The following is a 16,239-nucleotide window of genomic DNA, read 5'->3' on the forward strand; positions in this document are numbered from 1 at the left end:
GATAATGCCTAACCTTAAGTGACACACGCCCGTTCCTGCCGGCAGAACCATGACCGAACTCGTGCTTACGCTCTTCAGTGCTGCGCTGATCAACAACTTCGTGTTGCACTGGCCGCTGGGCGTCGATCCGCTGCTGGGCAGTGAGCGTCGACAAGTGCATGCGCTGGGGCTGGCGACGTTGTGTCTGATGCTGCTTGTCGGTGTGGCGGGTTACGTGCTCTGGCATTGGCTGCTGGTGCCGTTGCAACTGGAATTCCTGCGCCTGTTTGTGTTTCTGCCGTTGTGCGTCTTGCTGATCACGCCGTTGCTGAAGCTGTTGGCACATTGGCGACCCGCGCTGCCATTCGATGGTTTGTGGCCGCTGTTGCTGGGCAATGCCGGAGTGCTGGGGCTGACGCTGATCAACGCGCAAGCGGACAAAGGCCTGTTTCATGCGATTGCGCTGAGCCTTGGCGCCGGTCTGGGTTTCTGGCTGGTGTTGAGCCTGTTCAGCGATTTGCGTGAGCGCACGGCCGACAACGATATTCCCCTGCCCTTTCGTGGCCTGCCGATCCTGTTGATCGGCGCCGGACTGATGGCCGTGGCTTTTCTCGGATTCAGTGGACTGATCAAAACATGAGTCTGATTCAACGCATCGATGCCCTGCTGCCGCAGACCCAATGCGGCAAGTGCGGCCATCCCGGATGCAAACCCTACGCTGAAGGCATCGCTGACGGCGAGCCGATCAACAAGTGCCCGCCGGGCGGTGACGAAACCATCGCGGCGCTGGCCGAACTGTTGAAAATCCCGGTGCTGGAGCTGGACATCAGTCGTGGTTCGGCGCCGCCGCAAGTGGCCTACATCCGCGAAGCCGAATGCATCGGCTGCACCAAATGCATTCAGGCCTGCCCGATCGACGCCATCGTCGGCGCGGCAAAACTGATGCACACGGTCATCATCGACGAATGCACCGGTTGCGATCTGTGCGTGGCACCCTGCCCGGTCGACTGCATCGAGATGCATCCGCTGCCTTTGGGCACGCTGCCGGTAGTGGGTGGCCTGGCCACCAGCCTTGAAGAACAGCAGGCCCGCGCGGCCAAACGCGATCACGCCCGTCAGCGCTTCGAACGGCGCAATGCTCGCCTGCAACGCGAAGAACAGCAGAAGCAGGCCGAACGCGAAGCCCGGACGCAGCGCGCGGCACAGGTCGAAGTCGCCACCACCACGCTGGATCCGGTGCAGGCGGCGCTGGAACGGGTCCGTGCACAAAAAGCCGCGACCGCCGATGCCGCGCTAAAAAAAGCCAAGATCGACGTGGCCATGAGCCGGGCGCAATTGAACAAGTCGCTCAAGGCGTTCGGTCATCCGCCGACATTCGATCAGCAATCGCAGTTGATCGTCCTGCAACAACAGTTCGAAGCGGCCGAACAGGCACTGGCGAAACTGGAAAGCAGCGCGGCACCCGCGCCAGTCATAGCCGCCCCGGCGAAGGACGCCGAACTGAAACGGGCGAAAATCCAGTTGGCGATGCGCCGCGCCGAGCTGAAAAAGGCGCAAACCGCAGAGGCCCCGCCAGCCGAGATTACCGCGCTGGAGCAAGCGCTGCGTGACGCCGAACAGGCGCTGCACAGCGCCGAAGCAGCCAGCGATCAACCGGCGCCGGAGCTTGTGCGTGTCGAGAAACGTCCGATCGACGACCAACTGCGTCAGCTGAAAACCGAACTGGCCTACGCTCGCGCCGATCTGAACAAACTGCAACGGCGCGACGGCACGCCCGCCGATATCCTCGAAAAGGCCCGCGCCCGCCTGCAAGAAGCAGAGCGGCAGGTACAAGCCCATGTCATCCATTGAAACCAGAGACGAGCGCCTGCAACAGGCAATGAAGCTGGTTTTGCTGGCGACATTGCCGGGATTACTGGCGTTGTTCTGGTTTTATGGTTGGGGCGTGCTGATCAACCTGGTCCTGTCCGTTGTCACGGCCTTGGGCGTTGAAGCCGCCGTGACTCATCTGCGTCGGCAACCGCTGCAGTCCACCTTGAGCGATGGCAGCGCGGTGGTCAGCGCCACGCTGCTGGCGATTGCCCTGCCGCCTTATTGCCCGTGGTGGCTGACGGTCACGGCGATCGCCTCGGGCCTGCTGCTGGGCAAACATTTGTACGGTGGTGTGGGCCGAAACCCTTTCAATCCGGCCATGCTCGGCTTCGCGCTGGCCATGGTGATGTTCCCGCAACCGATGACCCATTGGCCGGCCCATGGCCTGGATCTGACGGCAGCTTTTGGCCAGGTGTTCAATCTGGGCGCGCAACCCGACGCCTGGGTTCAGGCCACTGCACTGGACAGTCTGCGTATCAATAAAAGCCTGACCATGGACGAACTGTTTGCCGGCAATCCGGCATTCAGTCGCTTTGGCGGGCACGGCGTTGAATGGGTGAACCTGGCGTTCCTCGCCGGTGGGTTGTTTCTGTTGCAGCGTCGGGTGTTTGGCTGGCATGCGCCGGTCGGCATGCTTGCCAGCCTGTTCGTGATCAGCCTGTTGTGCTGGAACGGTTCGGGGTCGGACTCCCACGGCTCGCCACTGTTTCACCTGCTGAGTGGCGCGACGATGCTGGGGGCGTTCTTCATCGTCACTGAACCGGTATCGGGGGCAAAAAGTCCGCTCGCCCGCCTGCTGTTCGGCGTGGGCGTGGGGTTGCTGACTTACGTGATTCGTACCTGGGGCGGTTACCCCGACGGCGTGGCGTTTGCGGTGCTGTTGATGAATCTGTGCGTGCCGGCGCTGGAGCGCTTCGCGGTGGCCCGTCAGACGCAGGTGACGCAATGAACCGCACGAGCAGCCTGATCACACTGGCGTTGATTACTGCGTTGGGCATCGGCGTGACGTGGCTGGTGCAACGAAGCAACGCACCTCAGATCGCCGCCGAAAAGCGTCTGCTTGAAAGTCGCAAGCTGCTGGATGTACTGCCGCTCGACGCTTACGACAATCTGCCGCTTGAACAACCTCTGACGCTGACCGACATCAACCTGAGCCACAGTCTGTTGCTGGGCGGTTATCGGGCGAGCAAAAGCGGCCAACCTGTAGCGGTGCTGTTGCGCAGCCAGACCCAAGGTTATGCCGGGAATATCGAGTTGCTGATTGCCATCGACGCCAACGGCCGATTGCTCGGTGTCAAAACCCTCGAGCAAAACGAAACACCTTCGCTGGGTGGACATATCGGCGACTGGCCAAATAGCTGGCTTCAGACCTTTAGCGGAAAATCGAGCAACCAACCGACGGACGCGGGATGGGCCCTGAAGAAGGATCAGGGGCAATTCGACCAGATCGCTGGCGCAACCATTACGTCTCGCGCGGCCATCAACGCCATCCACGATGCTCTGCGTTACTTCGATGAACACCGGACGACCCTGCTCGGGAGCGCGCCATGAATACGTCAGCAACACTATCGAACTCGATGATGCTGGTGCTGTTGATTGGTGCCACCGACTCCGTGGCGGGTGCGCTGGCGACTCTGTTGATGTTTGCGGCTGTCGTGGGCGTTTACGGTTTTTGCATGACACCGCTGCGCTCGCGCCTGAGCAGCGAGAGCCTGTTGCCGGTCAGCCTGATGCTGGCCGCTACCCTGGCGGGCTGCGCCGATATTGTTCTGCAGCGCGGTGCGATGCAGTGGCATCAACTGATCAGTCTTTATGCCGGGCTGATCGGCTTGCAGTGCATCGTGCTGGAGCACAATGGATTTTTTCGCCAGCCTGTCCGTAATCGACTGAAACTGTACGCGCGGTTTGCCGTACTGATGATTGTGCTCGCGCTGTTGCGTGAGCTGATCGGTCAGGGCAGCATCGGCCATCATTTGTCGGCACGCTGGCAAGGTTTGATTCTGTTCAGCGAAGGCCTGCATTTCGCGACGCTGGCGCCCGGCGCCTTCCTATTGCTTGGACTGTTACTGGCCGCCCGTCAGGCCTGGACTCGCCCTGCCGCCCTACCCGAGGAAACGCATCACCCATGAATGCCGCAAAACGTCTGGAGATCTTCCGCAGGCTTCACGAGGACAACCCCGAGCCCAAGACCGAACTGGCCTATTCCTCGCCTTTCGAACTGTTGATTGCGGTGATTCTGTCCGCGCAATCCACGGACGTCGGAGTGAACAAGGCGACGGCGAAGCTATTCCCGGTGGCGAACACGCCAGCGGCCATTCACGCCTTGGGCGTCGAAGGGTTGTCCGAGTACATCAAGACCATCGGCCTCTATAACAGCAAGGCCAAAAACGTGATCGAGACCTGCCGCCTGCTGGTCGAATTGCACAACGGTGAAGTCCCGCAGACGCGCGAAGAACTGGAAGCCTTGCCCGGCGTTGGCCGCAAGACCGCCAACGTCGTTCTCAACACCGCGTTCCGCCAATTGACCATGGCCGTGGACACCCACATCTTCCGGGTCAGCAACCGCACCGGCATTGCACCGGGTAAAAATGTGGTCGAGGTGGAAAAGAAGCTGATGAAGTTTGTGCCAAAAGAATACCTGCTCGACTCGCACCACTGGCTCATTCTTCACGGACGCTACGTGTGCCTGGCACGCAAACCCCGTTGTGGCAGCTGTCGGATCGAAGATCTGTGCGACTACAAGCACAAAACTTCTGACGATTGAGCGGCTATTGGTTTTATTGATTTATCGATTGAAAAAATCTTTTTTACCATCTGCTGGAATATCGATATAAGGAGCGCCAAAGGCAGTCTTAGCCTGGAGTTGACCTTATGAGCACCAGCAAAGAGCAATTGGAAGCGGATGACGACTTTATCGCCACGGAGGCCGATGATGCCGAACCTGTGGTTGAAGTCGCCAAGACCAACTTGAGCAAGCGCCGAACCATCGACAACCTGCTTGAGGAGCGCCGACTGCAGAAGCAATTGGCCGATTACGATTTTGATCTCTGACATTTGAAAGCCTCCCGAAACGGAGGCTTTTCTCTTTCTGTCACACGCTGATTTCGATCCGCCCATGATCCGTCAGCCACTACAAACCTCAAACCAGGCCGTTTCGCTGCGCCAGTTCGATCAGATCCACCAGCGAGCGCGCGTTGAGCTTCAATAACAACCGGGTCTTGTAAGTGCTCACGGTCTTGTTGCTGAGAAACATCCCGTCGGCAATTTCCTTGTTGGTCTTGCCGCGCGCCAATTGCTGCAACACCATCATTTCACGCCCGGACAGACGATCAACCATGTCTGCTTCGCTGGCGTTACCAAGACTGGTCCGCACGGTGTGCAACGCCTGGTTCGGGAAGTAGCTGTATCCGGACAGTACCGCCTTGATTGCACTCAGCAACTCCGTCAGATCCTGTTGCTTGCAAACATATCCCGCCGCCCCCGATTGCATGCAGCGCATGGAAAAATGTCCCGGTGACTGGGATGTCAGCACGAGCACTTTCAACGGCATCGCACTTGTCGTAAGACGCGCAATGACTTCCAGTCCATCCAGTTTCGGTATGCCGATATCCAGAATGACGATATCCGGCATCTGGTCACGAGCCAGTTGTAACGCATCCACGCCATTATCGGTTTCTGCAATGACTTCGTAGCCATGACGTTCCATCAGCATACGTACCGCAAGACGAATGACGGGGTGATCATCCACGATCAGCACTTTATTCATGGGCAAGTCCAGTTTCGCTGTTCGAATTTTTAGAACCGGCACAATAACGTAGTCATTTCACCCATGGCATGGATAAGTTCCTCTAGACCAGCACCGAGAGACGCCTCCTACAGGCAATAAAGATTATTCCTACAGAAAAGACTCACTCACAGAAAATCATGAATTCACATCAGGAAGTTCGGCGTCTGCCACGCCCTCCTTCAGAGCCTTCACGACAGACTAAAAAAACTCCGAAACAAAGATCAACGACCAGACATTAAAAACAACTGAAACAACTTACATATATCGCACTTCCGAAATTTAATATAAACACCAGACACCGACAGCCCTGTTTACCCGACAACTTAAACACGACCAATCAATCCAACCCAGACGACGAGAAAGACCATTCATGAGTAAAGACCATGCTAAAAATCAACAGGAAGATCCCCAACCCCATCACCGTTATTGCCATCTTCGCCTTTATATCGGAGACTTCCGCTGCGGTCTCCCTGCCCTTCCTCGACAATGATGAGCGGGAGATCTATATCTGGTTTCTGATCAGCTTTCCGTTCTATCTCTTGTTTTTGTTCTTCATCACACTAAACTTCAATTACCGCTCTCTCTATGCGCCTTCCGACTTCGACAATGACAAAAACTTTCTCAAGGCTTTCGAAGAGGAAAACATACCTGCCACCGAGGTAATCCCTGCGTCATCGAATATCGAACCGAACACTATAAAATTGCCAAAACCGGTAAACCGGATGTATATCATCGACATTCGAAAGACACATACCGAACCGGAAATAGAGGAGCTATTGGAAAAAGTCCTACATCCAAACAAGCATTCGCCGAGATTATTCCTGTTCTTAACCGATTCAGTGTCAGATATTTTACTCAAAGAACACATCGACACCTTGAGCAAACAAGACAAACATGGCCAAAGAGCAACGTTCTGTATTATTTACGACACTCATTCGTTGAACACATGCGTATTGGGAAAGATTTGAAAGAGAATAAAATGCGGAACAAGAGCCCCATGCAATGCACGATGCGCAGTTGAAGGAGACAGGAGCGTTGACCGATAACGATCAATCCAAAGGAGGGAAAATCAAAAAAAACGGCCTTGTCACTACGACAAGGCCGTTTTTTCACATCAGGCCCGAAGGACTCAGAACAGCTTGCGGCCCTTGTTGGCAGCAATGCGCATGCGCAGCGCGTTGAGCTTGATGAAGCCTGCCGCGTCGGCCTGGTTGTAGGCGCCGCCGTCTTCTTCGAAGGTCGCGATGTTGGCGTCGAACAGCGAATCGTCGGACTTGCGGCCGGTCACGATCACGTTGCCCTTGTACAGCTTCAGGCGCACGACGCCGTTCACGTTGACCTGGGAGGCGTCGATCATCTGTTGCAGCATCAGACGCTCAGGACTCCACCAGTAACCGGTGTAGATCAGGCTGGCGTACTTCGGCATCAGCTCGTCTTTGAGGTGAGCGACTTCGCGGTCCAGGGTGATCGATTCGATGGCGCGGTGAGCGCGCAGCATGATGGTGCCACCCGGGGTTTCGTAGCAGCCACGGGACTTCATGCCGACGTAACGGTTCTCGACGATGTCCAGACGGCCGATGCCGTGCTCGCCACCGATCTTGTTCAGCGTCGCCAGCACGGTGGCCGGGGTCATTTCAACGCCGTCCAGCGCGACGATGTCGCCGTTGCGGTAGGTCAGCTCCAGGTACTGCGGGGTGTCGGGAGCCTTCTCCGGGGAGACGGTCCAGCGCCACATGTCTTCTTCGTGCTCGGTCCAGGTGTCTTCCAGCACGCCGCCTTCATAGGAGATGTGCAGCAGGTTGGCGTCCATCGAGTACGGGGATTTCTTCTTGCCATGACGCTCGATCGGGATCGCGTGCTTCTCGGCGTAGTCCATCAATTTTTCGCGGGACAGCAGGTCCCACTCGCGCCAAGGGGCGATCACTTTCACGCCTGGCTTGAGTGCGTAGGCACCCAGTTCGAAACGCACCTGGTCGTTGCCCTTGCCGGTCGCGCCGTGGGAAATGGCGTCGGCGCCGGTTTCGTTGGCGATTTCGATCAGACGCTTGGCGATCAGCGGACGTGCGATGGAAGTACCCAGCAGGTACTCGCCTTCGTAAACGGTGTTGGCGCGGAACATCGGGAACACGAAGTCACGCACGAATTCTTCGCGCAGGTCGTCGATGTAGATTTCTTTGACGCCCATGGCCTGCGCCTTGGCGCGAGCCGGCTCGACTTCTTCGCCCTGACCCAGGTCAGCGGTGAAGGTCACGACTTCACAGTTATAAGTATCCTGCAGCCACTTGAGGATCACCGAAGTGTCCAGGCCGCCGGAATACGCCAGAACGACCTTGTTTACGTCCGCCATGCCATCACTCCACGGGGTTCTACGGAAAGCCGAGGAGTCTACCGCTCAAACGCGATAATTTACAGAGGCGCGACAGCTTAAGACGACAAAGCGACAGAATCTGTCGAGAGGGCGACGATGACCGGCAGGTCAGGAAGTCGCCGCAGTGTTGGCAGGCGCGCTGGCCTGAGGTGCCGGAGCAGTTGTCGGTGCCACCCGCGCCAGGTGCACGTTGACCCGACGGTTCTTGGCCCGATTGGCGGCATTGGTGTTCGGCACCAACGGATAACGTTCGCCATGGAAGCGCACGGTGATCTGCGATTCCTGGATGCCGTTGGCCTTGAAGAAGTCGACCACCGCCAGTGCGCGGCGACGCGACAGTTCGCGATTGGTCAGGCGATTGCCGCTGTTGTCGGAGTGGCCGTCGAGCTCGATGTGATTGACCGTCGGATCGGCCTTCATGTACTCGAGCATCACTTGCAGCTTGGCCTTGGCGGCGGCGTCCAGTTCGATGCCCTCGCCGGGGAAGCCGATCTGCGATTGTTTGACCTGATCGAAATTCTGCGGGAGCAGTTTCGCCACGCAGGTCTGATAGTCGTTGAACGCCTTGCTGAACTTGACCGGCAACAGGCGCACTTCCGACACCCGACCATCGCCCGATGCCCGGCGTACCACCGGGCTGCGACCGTCCATCAGCCCGCTGATCAGTTGCCCGGCCTGGGACTGAGAACTGTTGAACAGCACGTTGCCGCTACCCAGTCGAACCGTGCCCAGATTGATGTCGCCACGTCCCGGCTGCCACGGCGCAGCCGCCGCCAGCAAGGTCGCCGACCCGCCGCCGAGCATGGCGTTGTAGGCGTTCAGGCGAAAGGTCGCCTGCTCGCCGGCCTTGCGCACGAATTGCCCCGAGCCGAAGTCGGTGATCGGCTGCGTCAGGCGGCACTCGAACTTGTCGCCCTCGACCGTCCACTCAATGTTCTCCAGACGGGTCTGGTAGGTCAGTGCCATCGCTGGAAGGCTGGCAAACACACTGAGCAAGGCTAAATATCGCTGGCGCACGGGAGGCTCCATTGGCTTCTACAACAAAAAAGACCGAGACATACATCTTTACGGCATACCTATGGGATATCGGACGCTCGTCGCAAAACTTGATAGCGAGTGCCTGCAAGAGTCTTTTCCGGTAGCATTCGCCTCAGTTTGACCCGCCTGGAATCCCCTCATGTCCGACCGCCTGACCCTGCTGCGTCCCGACGACTGGCACATTCATCTTCGCGATGGTGCCGTGTTGACCAATACCGTTGCGGATGTCGCGCGCACCTTTGGTCGCGCCATCATCATGCCCAACCTGGTACCTCCGGTGCGCAACGCCGCTGAAGCCGACGGCTATCGCCAGCGGATTCTCGCTGCCCGCCCGGCCGGCAGTCGTTTCGAGCCGCTGATGGTGCTGTACCTCACCGACCGCACCCAGCCCGAAGAAATCCGTGAGGCCAAGGCCAGCGGTTTCGTGCACGCCGCCAAGCTGTACCCGGCCGGCGCCACCACCAACTCCGATTCCGGGGTCACCAGCATCGACAAGATTTTCCCGGCGCTGGAAGCCATGGCCGAAGTCGGCATGCCGCTGTTGATCCACGGTGAAGTCACCCGTGGCGACGTCGACGTGTTCGACCGCGAAAAAATCTTCATCGACGAGCACATGCGCCGCGTGGTCGAGCGTTTCCCGACGCTGAAAGTGGTGTTCGAACACATCACCACCGGCGATGCCGTGCAGTTCGTCAACGAGGCTTCGGCCAACGTCGGCGCGACCATCACCGCGCATCACCTGCTCTACAACCGCAACCACATGCTGGTGGGCGGGATTCGGCCGCACTTCTACTGCCTGCCGATCCTCAAGCGCAATACGCACCAGGAAGCCCTGCTCGACGCCGCCACCAGTGGCAGCGCGAAGTTCTTCCTCGGTACCGACTCGGCGCCGCACGCCCAGCACGCCAAGGAAGCCGCCTGCGGCTGTGCCGGCTGCTACACCGCGTACGCCGCCATCGAGTTGTATGCCGAAGCCTTTGAACAGCGCAATGCGCTGGACAAGCTCGAAGCCTTCGCCAGCCTCAATGGCCCGCGTTTCTACGGCCTGCCGGCGAACACCGATCGCATCACCCTGGTTCGTGACGAATGGACCGCCCCGACCAGCCTGCCTTTCGGCGAGCTGACCGTTATCCCGCTGCGCGCCGGTGAAAAACTGCGCTGGCGCCTGCTGGAGGAACACGCGTGAGTGAAGACCATTTCGACGACGAACTGGACGGTCAAGGTGGCGGCGGTTCGCGCCATCCAATGGCAGCACGCTTTCGCGGCTACCTGCCGGTTGTCGTCGACGTAGAAACCGGTGGCTTCAACTCGGCCACCGACGCTCTGCTGGAGATTGCCGCGACCACCATCGCCATGGATGAAAAGGGTTTTGTCTACCCGGATCACACTTACTTCTTCCGCGTCGAGCCGTTCGAAGGCGCCAACGTTGAAGCGGCGGCACTGGAGTTCACCGGGATCAAGCTCGATCACCCGTTGCGCATGGCCGTCAGCGAAGAGACGGCCCTGACCGACATCTTCCGTGGCGTGCGCAAGGCCTTGAAGGCCAACGGCTGCAAGCGGGCGATCCTGGTCGGCCACAACAGCAGCTTCGACCTGGGCTTCCTCAATGCTGCCGTCGCGCGGCTGGACATGAAGCGCAATCCGTTCCACCCGTTCTCCAGCTTCGACACCGCGACCCTCGCCGGTCTGGCGTACGGCCAGACCGTATTGGCCAAGGCCTGTCAGGCAGCCGACATTGATTTCGACGGCCGTGAAGCGCATTCGGCGCGTTACGACACCGAGAAGACGGCCGAGCTGTTCTGCGGCATCGTCAACCGCTGGAAACAGATGGGCGGCTGGGAAGACTTCGACGACTGATCCTCGTCGGGTTTCTTCCGAGCATGAAAAAACCGGCCACATGGGCCGGTTTTTTTGTACCTCGACGTTGCGCCTTACAGGGCAGCAGCGTTCTCGGTCAGGTAAGCCGCGACGCCTTCTGGCGAAGCGTTCATGCCTTTGTCGCCTTTTTTCCAGTTGGCAGGGCAGACTTCGCCGTGCTCTTCGTGGAATTGCAGAGCGTCGACCAGACGGATCAGCTCTTCCATGTTACGGCCCAGCGGCAGGTCGTTGACGATCTGCGAGCGGACAACGCCTTTGTCGTCGATCAGGAACGCGCCACGGAAAGCCACGCCGCCTTCGGACTCAACGTCGTAGGCCTTGGCGATGTCGTGCTTCATGTCGGCAGCCATGGTGTATTTCACCTGACCGATGCCGCCATTGTTGACCGGGGTGTTGCGCCAGGCGTTGTGGGTGAAGTGCGAGTCGATCGACACGGCGATCACTTCTACGTTGCGTGCCTTGAAGTCGGCCATGCGGTTGTCCAGAGCGATCAGCTCGGACGGGCAGACGAAGGTGAAGTCCAGCGGGTAGAAGAACACCAGGCCGTATTTGCCTTTGATGGCCGAGGACAGGGTGAAGCTGTCAACGATCTCGCCATTGCCGAGTACGGCCGGGACGGTGAAGTCAGGGGCTTGTTTGCCTACGAGTACGCTCATTGATATCTCCTGGTGTAGAAACTTGAAGTTCAGGGTTCGGGCCAGCCTGCCACCCTCAGGCGACAGCCCTGTGACACGAACCCCCTTCGCAAGGGCCGACCATCATACACTGCGTTTTTCGACTGTCCTTAAAGGTTTTTCGCGAAATCCCGGCTGGCATCCGGCCATGTACCACCGTTCGTCAGTCACAGCCGTTGGCGATGAAAACCACTGGGAAAGCACTTTGACAATCATTCTCGTTAACATTAAGATCCATCGCAATTGAGTCACAACCAGCGACGGTTCTCACTTATGTATGTTTGCCTCTGCACTGGCGTCACCGACGGACAGATCCGCGAAGCGATCTATGAAGGTTGCTGCAGCTATAAAGAAGTCCGTCAGGCCACCGGCGTAGCCAGCCAATGCGGCAAATGTGCGTGCCTGGCGAAGGAAGTGGTTCGCGAAACCCTGACCAAGCTGCAAACCGCCCAGGCTGCGATCCCCTACCCGGCAGAATTTACCGCCGCGTAATTATCCCGAATTCGAAGAACCGGACTTATGTCCGGTTTTTTTATGCCTGAAAATCAACTGCTTAGCGTCTAGACGCGGAACACAAACATTCTTATTCCGATTAATTTTCATTTATTATTCAATAACTTAGGTTTGACACTTATAAATACCAAGCTCAAACTCTGCCTTATATACCGCTACTTAGGGCAGGACTCCCATCATGAAAGGCGACGTAACAGTCATCCAGCATCTCAACAAGATCCTTGCCAATGAGCTGGTCGCGATCAATCAGTACTTCCTGCATGCGCGCATGTATGAAGATTGGGGCCTGAACAAGCTCGGCAAGCACGAGTACAAAGAATCCATCGACGAGATGAAGCACGCGGACAAGCTGATCAAGCGCATCCTGTTCCTCGAGGGCCTGCCGAACGTACAGGACCTGGGCAAGCTGCACATCGGCGAGCACACCAAGGAAATGCTGGAGTGCGACCTGCGTATCGAGAAGACCGGCCACGCCGATCTGAAGGCCGCCATCGCCCACTGCGAATCCGTCGGTGACTTCGGCAGCCGCGAACTGCTCGAAGACATTCTGGAATCCGAAGAAGAACATATCGACTGGCTGGAAACCCAACTGGGCCTGATCGATAAAGTCGGTCTTGAGAACTATCTGCAATCGCAGATGGGCGAAGACGAGTAATTAGCCAGCGCTAAACTCGAGACACTAAAAAGCCCCGCCCTCTTTCGAGAGGCGGGGCTTTTTATTGCCCGGACTTCAGACTCGCCGAAATCCGTGCAGAAGCCAATCAGGCTTCGGACTTGGCCGCAGCAGCCTTGGCGGATGCTTCCTTGACCAGAGTCTGCAGCTCACCGTTGGCGAACATTTCAGCCATGATGTCGCTGCCGCCGACCAGTTCACCGCCGACCCACAGTTGCGGGAAAGTCGGCCAGTTGGCGTACTTCGGCAGGTTGGCGCGGATTTCCGGGTTCTGCAGGATGTCGACGTAGGCGAACTTCTCGCCACAGCCCATCACGGCCTGCGCAGCTTTCGCGGAGAAGCCACACTGCGGGGCATTCGGCGAGCCTTTCATGTAAAGCAGAATGGTGTTGTTGGCAATCTGCTCTTTAATCGTTTCGATGATATCCATGGAGCACCTCGGCTGAACTTTCCGACTCATGGGTCGGCACGGTGGCGCATTGTAACGGAATCCCGAGCGCCCTGCTCGGTCTCCCCGACAGACTTGCTCACGCCGCCGCCACCGTCACCGGCACGCCATTGAGCGCCGCGTTGCCTGACAACTCGTCGAGCTGGCATTCATCGGTCAGGTCATTGGCGCTGGAACCCGGCTGACCGCTGGCAATCGCCATCTGCACGCCCGGTCGGGCATGGCCCCATCCATGCGGCAGGCTGACCACGCCCTTCATCATGTCCGCACTGCCCAGCACCTCTACCTCGATCTGCCCGACCCGCGAACTCACCCGCACAAGCTGACCATCACTGAGCCCGCGACTGGCGAGATCGTCCGGGTTCATCAACAGCTGATGACGCGGCTTGCCCTTCACCAGTCGATGGTAATTGTGCATCCACGAATTGTTGCTGCGCACATGACGGCGGCCGATCATCAACAGCTCATCGGCGGCGGGCGCCTGCAACGCGGCGAAGCGCGCAAGGTCGGCCAGGATTTCCGGCGGCGCTGCCTGAACTCGTTGATTGGCGCTCTTCAATCGAGATGTCAGGTTGGGTTTGAGCGCTCCCAGATCAACACCGTGCGGATGATCGAACAGCGTCGCAAGCGACAATTTTTGCTCGGATGCATCGCCATACAAGCCCATGCGCAACCCCATGTCGATCATCTTCGCCGGCGGCATCGTCGGTTTCAGCTCCTTGCCGGTCTTCGCGGCAAAGGCCTTGGCCAGGCCGACGAAGATTTCCCAGTCGTGCAGCGCCCCTTCGGGTTTGGCGAGGATCGCCCGGTTGAACCGGGTGACGTTGCGCACCGCGAACAGGTTGAAGGTGGTGTCGTAGTGATCGTTTTCCAGCGCCGAGGTCGACGGCAGGATCAGGTCGGCATAGCGCGTGGTTTCGTTGATGTACAGATCGACGCTGACCATGAACTCCAGCCCGTCCAGCGCCTGCTCCAGTTGCCGGCCGTTGGGCGTGGACAGGACCGGATTGCCGGCCACGGTAATCAGCGCGCGAATCTGCCCCTCGCCTTCGGTGAGCATTTCTTCAGCCAGGGCCGAGACCGGTAATTCGCCGCCGTATTCCGGACGCCCGGACACGCGGCTCTGCCATTTATTGAAGTGCCCGCCCGAAGTCGAGGCCACAAGATCCACCGCCGGCTCGGTGCACAAGGCACCGCCGACGCGGTCCAGGTTGCCGGTCACCAGATTGATCAACTGCACAACCCAATGGCACAGCGTGCCGAAGGCCTGAGTGGAAACGCCCATCCGGCCGTAGCAAACGGCGCTTGGCGCGGCGGCGAAGTCCCGGGCCAGTTGGCGGATCTGTGCGGCAGGAACCGCGCACAACGGGCTCATGGCCTCGGCGGTGAACCCCGCCACCGCCGCGCGCACGTCGTCCAGACCGTCCACCGGCAAATGACTGTCAGACGTCAGCCCTTCGCTGAACAGCGTGTTGAGCACACCAAACAACAACGCCGCATCGCCGCCGGGGCGCACGAACAAATGCTGGTCGGCCATCGCCGCCGTCTCGCTGCGCCGCGGATCGACCACCACCACTTTGCCGCCCCGGGCCTGGATCGCCTTCAGACGCTTCTCCACATCCGGCACAGTCATGATGCTGCCGTTGGACGCCAGCGGATTACCGCCCAGGATCAACATGAAGTCGGTGTGATCGATGTCCGGAATCGGCAGCAGCAGGCCGTGGCCGTACATCAGGTAGCTGGTCAGGTGATGGGGCAGTTGATCGACCGACGTCGCCGAATAGCGGTTGCGGGTTTTCAACAGGCCAAGGAAGTAATTGCTGTGGGTCATCAGCCCGTAGTTATGCACGCTGGGGTTGCCCTGATACACGGCGACCGCGTTCTGCCCATGACGCTCCTGAATCGCCGAGAGTTTTTCGGCGACCAGTTCGAACGCTTCTTCCCACTCGATGGGCAGCCATTCGCTGCCGACCCGGCGCATCGGCTGGCGCAGGCGATCCGGATCATTCTGGATGTCTTGCAGCGCCACGGCCTTGGGGCAGATGTGGCCACGACTGAACGTGTCCAGGGCATCGCCCTTGATCGAGGTGATCTGCACCTGGCCGTCGGTTTCGGTGGTTTCGATGGTCAAGCCGCAGATGGCTTCACACAGGTGGCAGGCACGGTGATGGAGAGTCTTGGTCATGGCCAGTCTCTGTCTTGTTCTGGGCAGGCAATCACGCCTGCGGGAACAAAACTATGGCCCGCGACCCGGTGCAGCGCCAGCGACGTTCGTCTTGTGAATCGGCGGCCATCAGGCCCGCCGATAGACGCGTCAGTTCGCCGGAAGCTGGGGCGGTGCGGCCAGCTGGATTTCCTGGATGGTCTCGATCTGCTCGTGGGCGACGTGGACGCCGGTGAGTTCGCCGATCAGTCGCCAATGCTCGTCGAGTCCGGCGCTGATGGTCGCCATGCGGTCGATCATCTGCCGGCTGGCGGCCTTGACCACGTCGTCATCGCTGCGCAGCAGTTCGAAGGACATCGAGGTCATCGAGGCGGTGAGGTGGGTCAATGAGCGTGCCGTGTGGCCCAGCAGTTCCATTAACAGTTTTTCTTTCGATTCCATGCGGAGGCTTCCTGCGTCGCTCGTGATTTATTTATAACCCAGCACTTTGCTTTAGCAAATGTTTCAACCTGCGCATCCGACCAAGCGAACCGGTGGCTCATCGGTCGCAAACCGACCAGAGCCGTGCCATCCCCGCCGCGCCTGATTGCCAAGGCCGGTGGGGCCAGTGTACAAATGCCTCGTTGCCCCCTCGAAAACTGACCGGAAATCACAGTGTTCGCACTGTTATCACCCCGGCGCATTTCTGCAAAAACCGTAGCCTATTGGAAAAACGCGACATTTAGTGTCAATATCGCGCCTTCCCCTATTTCGTCGCCCCCGTGCGGCTTACGCCGCAGGTCTCGCCCGTTGTTCCGATAAACAAGGCTTTGAGCATCTGCGGTTTGTAGCAAAAAGGTAGTCAA

Annotated in this window: 19 protein-coding genes; 12 read left to right on the forward strand and 7 right to left on the reverse strand. The window is 58.8% G+C overall.

Annotated elements, in window-relative coordinates:
* Positions 1-49 precede the first annotated feature (49 nt).
* From CAF90_RS12925 to CAF90_RS12955, 7 genes are all read left to right on the forward strand, one after another.
* A complete protein-coding gene (locus tag CAF90_RS12925) occupies positions 50-619 on the forward strand; it encodes an electron transport complex protein RnfA (RefSeq protein WP_085606740.1) in 570 nt (189 codons plus the stop codon).
* Complete coding sequence (rsxB, locus tag CAF90_RS12930) at positions 616-1,830, forward strand: electron transport complex subunit RsxB (RefSeq protein WP_085606742.1); 1,215 nt, start codon at positions 616-618, stop codon at positions 1,828-1,830. Before CAF90_RS12925 ends, rsxB begins: the two co-directional genes overlap by 4 nt.
* A complete protein-coding gene (locus CAF90_RS12935; protein ID WP_085606744.1) occupies positions 1,817-2,800 on the forward strand; it encodes an RnfABCDGE type electron transport complex subunit D in 984 nt (327 codons plus the stop codon). The genes rsxB and CAF90_RS12935 overlap by 14 nt, the downstream gene beginning before the upstream one ends.
* Entirely contained in the window at positions 2,797-3,402 is a 606-nt protein-coding gene (locus CAF90_RS12940; protein WP_085606746.1) for an RnfABCDGE type electron transport complex subunit G, read from the forward strand. The genes CAF90_RS12935 and CAF90_RS12940 overlap by 4 nt, the downstream gene beginning before the upstream one ends.
* Positions 3,399-3,980 carry an Rnf-Nqr domain containing protein gene (locus CAF90_RS12945; RefSeq protein ID WP_085606748.1) on the forward strand — a complete coding sequence of 194 codons (582 nt, stop codon included), beginning with the start codon at positions 3,399-3,401 and terminating at the stop codon, positions 3,978-3,980. Before CAF90_RS12940 ends, CAF90_RS12945 begins: the two co-directional genes overlap by 4 nt.
* Positions 3,977-4,615, forward strand: a complete 639-nt coding sequence (gene nth, locus CAF90_RS12950; protein ID WP_007953205.1) for an endonuclease III — start codon at positions 3,977-3,979, stop codon at positions 4,613-4,615. The genes CAF90_RS12945 and nth overlap by 4 nt, the downstream gene beginning before the upstream one ends.
* Before the next feature lie 107 nt (positions 4,616-4,722).
* On the forward strand, positions 4,723-4,902 hold the full coding sequence (locus CAF90_RS12955) for a PA3496 family putative envelope integrity protein (RefSeq protein WP_007953204.1): 180 nt from the start codon (positions 4,723-4,725) through the stop codon (positions 4,900-4,902).
* Between the two features lie 88 nt (positions 4,903-4,990).
* Here CAF90_RS12955 and CAF90_RS12960 read toward each other — a convergent pair whose 3' ends face one another.
* Positions 4,991-5,617: a response regulator transcription factor gene (locus tag CAF90_RS12960; protein WP_007953203.1), complete on the reverse strand. Its 627-nt coding sequence runs from the start codon at positions 5,615-5,617 to the stop codon at positions 4,991-4,993.
* Between the two features lie 404 nt (positions 5,618-6,021).
* Between CAF90_RS12960 and CAF90_RS12965 the strand changes: the two genes are divergently transcribed.
* Positions 6,022-6,606 (forward strand): hypothetical protein, encoded by a 585-nt coding sequence (locus CAF90_RS12965; RefSeq protein WP_085606750.1) that lies wholly within the window; start codon positions 6,022-6,024, stop codon positions 6,604-6,606.
* A gap of 161 nt (positions 6,607-6,767) precedes the next feature.
* On the opposite strand, the gene CAF90_RS12970 is transcribed toward CAF90_RS12965, so the two are convergent.
* Positions 6,768-7,985, reverse strand: a complete 1,218-nt coding sequence (locus CAF90_RS12970) for an argininosuccinate synthase (RefSeq protein WP_007953201.1) — start codon at positions 7,983-7,985, stop codon at positions 6,768-6,770.
* A 129-nt stretch (positions 7,986-8,114) separates the two neighbouring features.
* Positions 8,115-9,023, reverse strand: coding sequence for an OmpA family protein (locus CAF90_RS12975; RefSeq protein ID WP_085606752.1), 909 nt, complete (start codon positions 9,021-9,023; stop codon positions 8,115-8,117).
* Between the two features lie 160 nt (positions 9,024-9,183).
* Here CAF90_RS12975 and pyrC point away from each other — a divergent pair, with 160 nt between their 5' ends.
* Both pyrC and rnt read left to right on the forward strand, forming a co-directional pair.
* On the forward strand, positions 9,184-10,230 hold the full coding sequence (gene pyrC, locus CAF90_RS12980; RefSeq protein WP_039765844.1) for a dihydroorotase: 1,047 nt from the start codon (positions 9,184-9,186) through the stop codon (positions 10,228-10,230).
* The gene (rnt, locus tag CAF90_RS12985; RefSeq protein ID WP_007953196.1) at positions 10,227-10,901 is read left to right on the forward strand and encodes a ribonuclease T; all 675 of its coding nucleotides are present in this window, start codon (positions 10,227-10,229) and stop codon (positions 10,899-10,901) included. Before pyrC ends, rnt begins: the two co-directional genes overlap by 4 nt.
* A gap of 74 nt (positions 10,902-10,975) precedes the next feature.
* On the opposite strand, the gene CAF90_RS12990 is transcribed toward rnt, so the two are convergent.
* Positions 10,976-11,578, reverse strand: a complete 603-nt coding sequence (locus CAF90_RS12990) for a peroxiredoxin (protein ID WP_007953195.1) — start codon at positions 11,576-11,578, stop codon at positions 10,976-10,978.
* 291 nt (positions 11,579-11,869) lie between these two features.
* Here CAF90_RS12990 and CAF90_RS12995 point away from each other — a divergent pair, with 291 nt between their 5' ends.
* Positions 11,870-12,088, forward strand: coding sequence for a bacterioferritin-associated ferredoxin (locus CAF90_RS12995; RefSeq protein ID WP_007953193.1), 219 nt, complete (start codon positions 11,870-11,872; stop codon positions 12,086-12,088).
* A 199-nt stretch (positions 12,089-12,287) separates the two neighbouring features.
* A complete protein-coding gene (gene bfr / locus CAF90_RS13000; RefSeq protein ID WP_085606754.1) occupies positions 12,288-12,764 on the forward strand; it encodes a bacterioferritin in 477 nt (158 codons plus the stop codon).
* Positions 12,765-12,870: 106 nt separating this feature from the next.
* On the opposite strand, the gene grxD is transcribed toward bfr, so the two are convergent.
* The 3 genes from grxD to CAF90_RS13015 form a co-directional block, all read right to left on the reverse strand.
* Entirely contained in the window at positions 12,871-13,212 is a 342-nt protein-coding gene (grxD, locus tag CAF90_RS13005; protein ID WP_003227729.1) for a Grx4 family monothiol glutaredoxin, read from the reverse strand.
* Positions 13,213-13,309: 97 nt separating this feature from the next.
* A complete protein-coding gene (locus CAF90_RS13010) occupies positions 13,310-15,415 on the reverse strand; it encodes a molybdopterin oxidoreductase family protein (protein ID WP_085606756.1) in 2,106 nt (701 codons plus the stop codon).
* A gap of 129 nt (positions 15,416-15,544) precedes the next feature.
* The gene (locus tag CAF90_RS13015) at positions 15,545-15,835 is read right to left on the reverse strand and encodes a hypothetical protein (RefSeq protein WP_007953190.1); all 291 of its coding nucleotides are present in this window, start codon (positions 15,833-15,835) and stop codon (positions 15,545-15,547) included.
* Positions 15,836-16,239: the final 404 nt, after the last annotated feature.

The sequence above is a fragment of the Pseudomonas sp. B37(2017) genome, from assembly GCF_002112885.1.
Lineage (GTDB): Bacteria > Pseudomonadota > Gammaproteobacteria > Pseudomonadales > Pseudomonadaceae > Aquipseudomonas > Aquipseudomonas paraglycinae.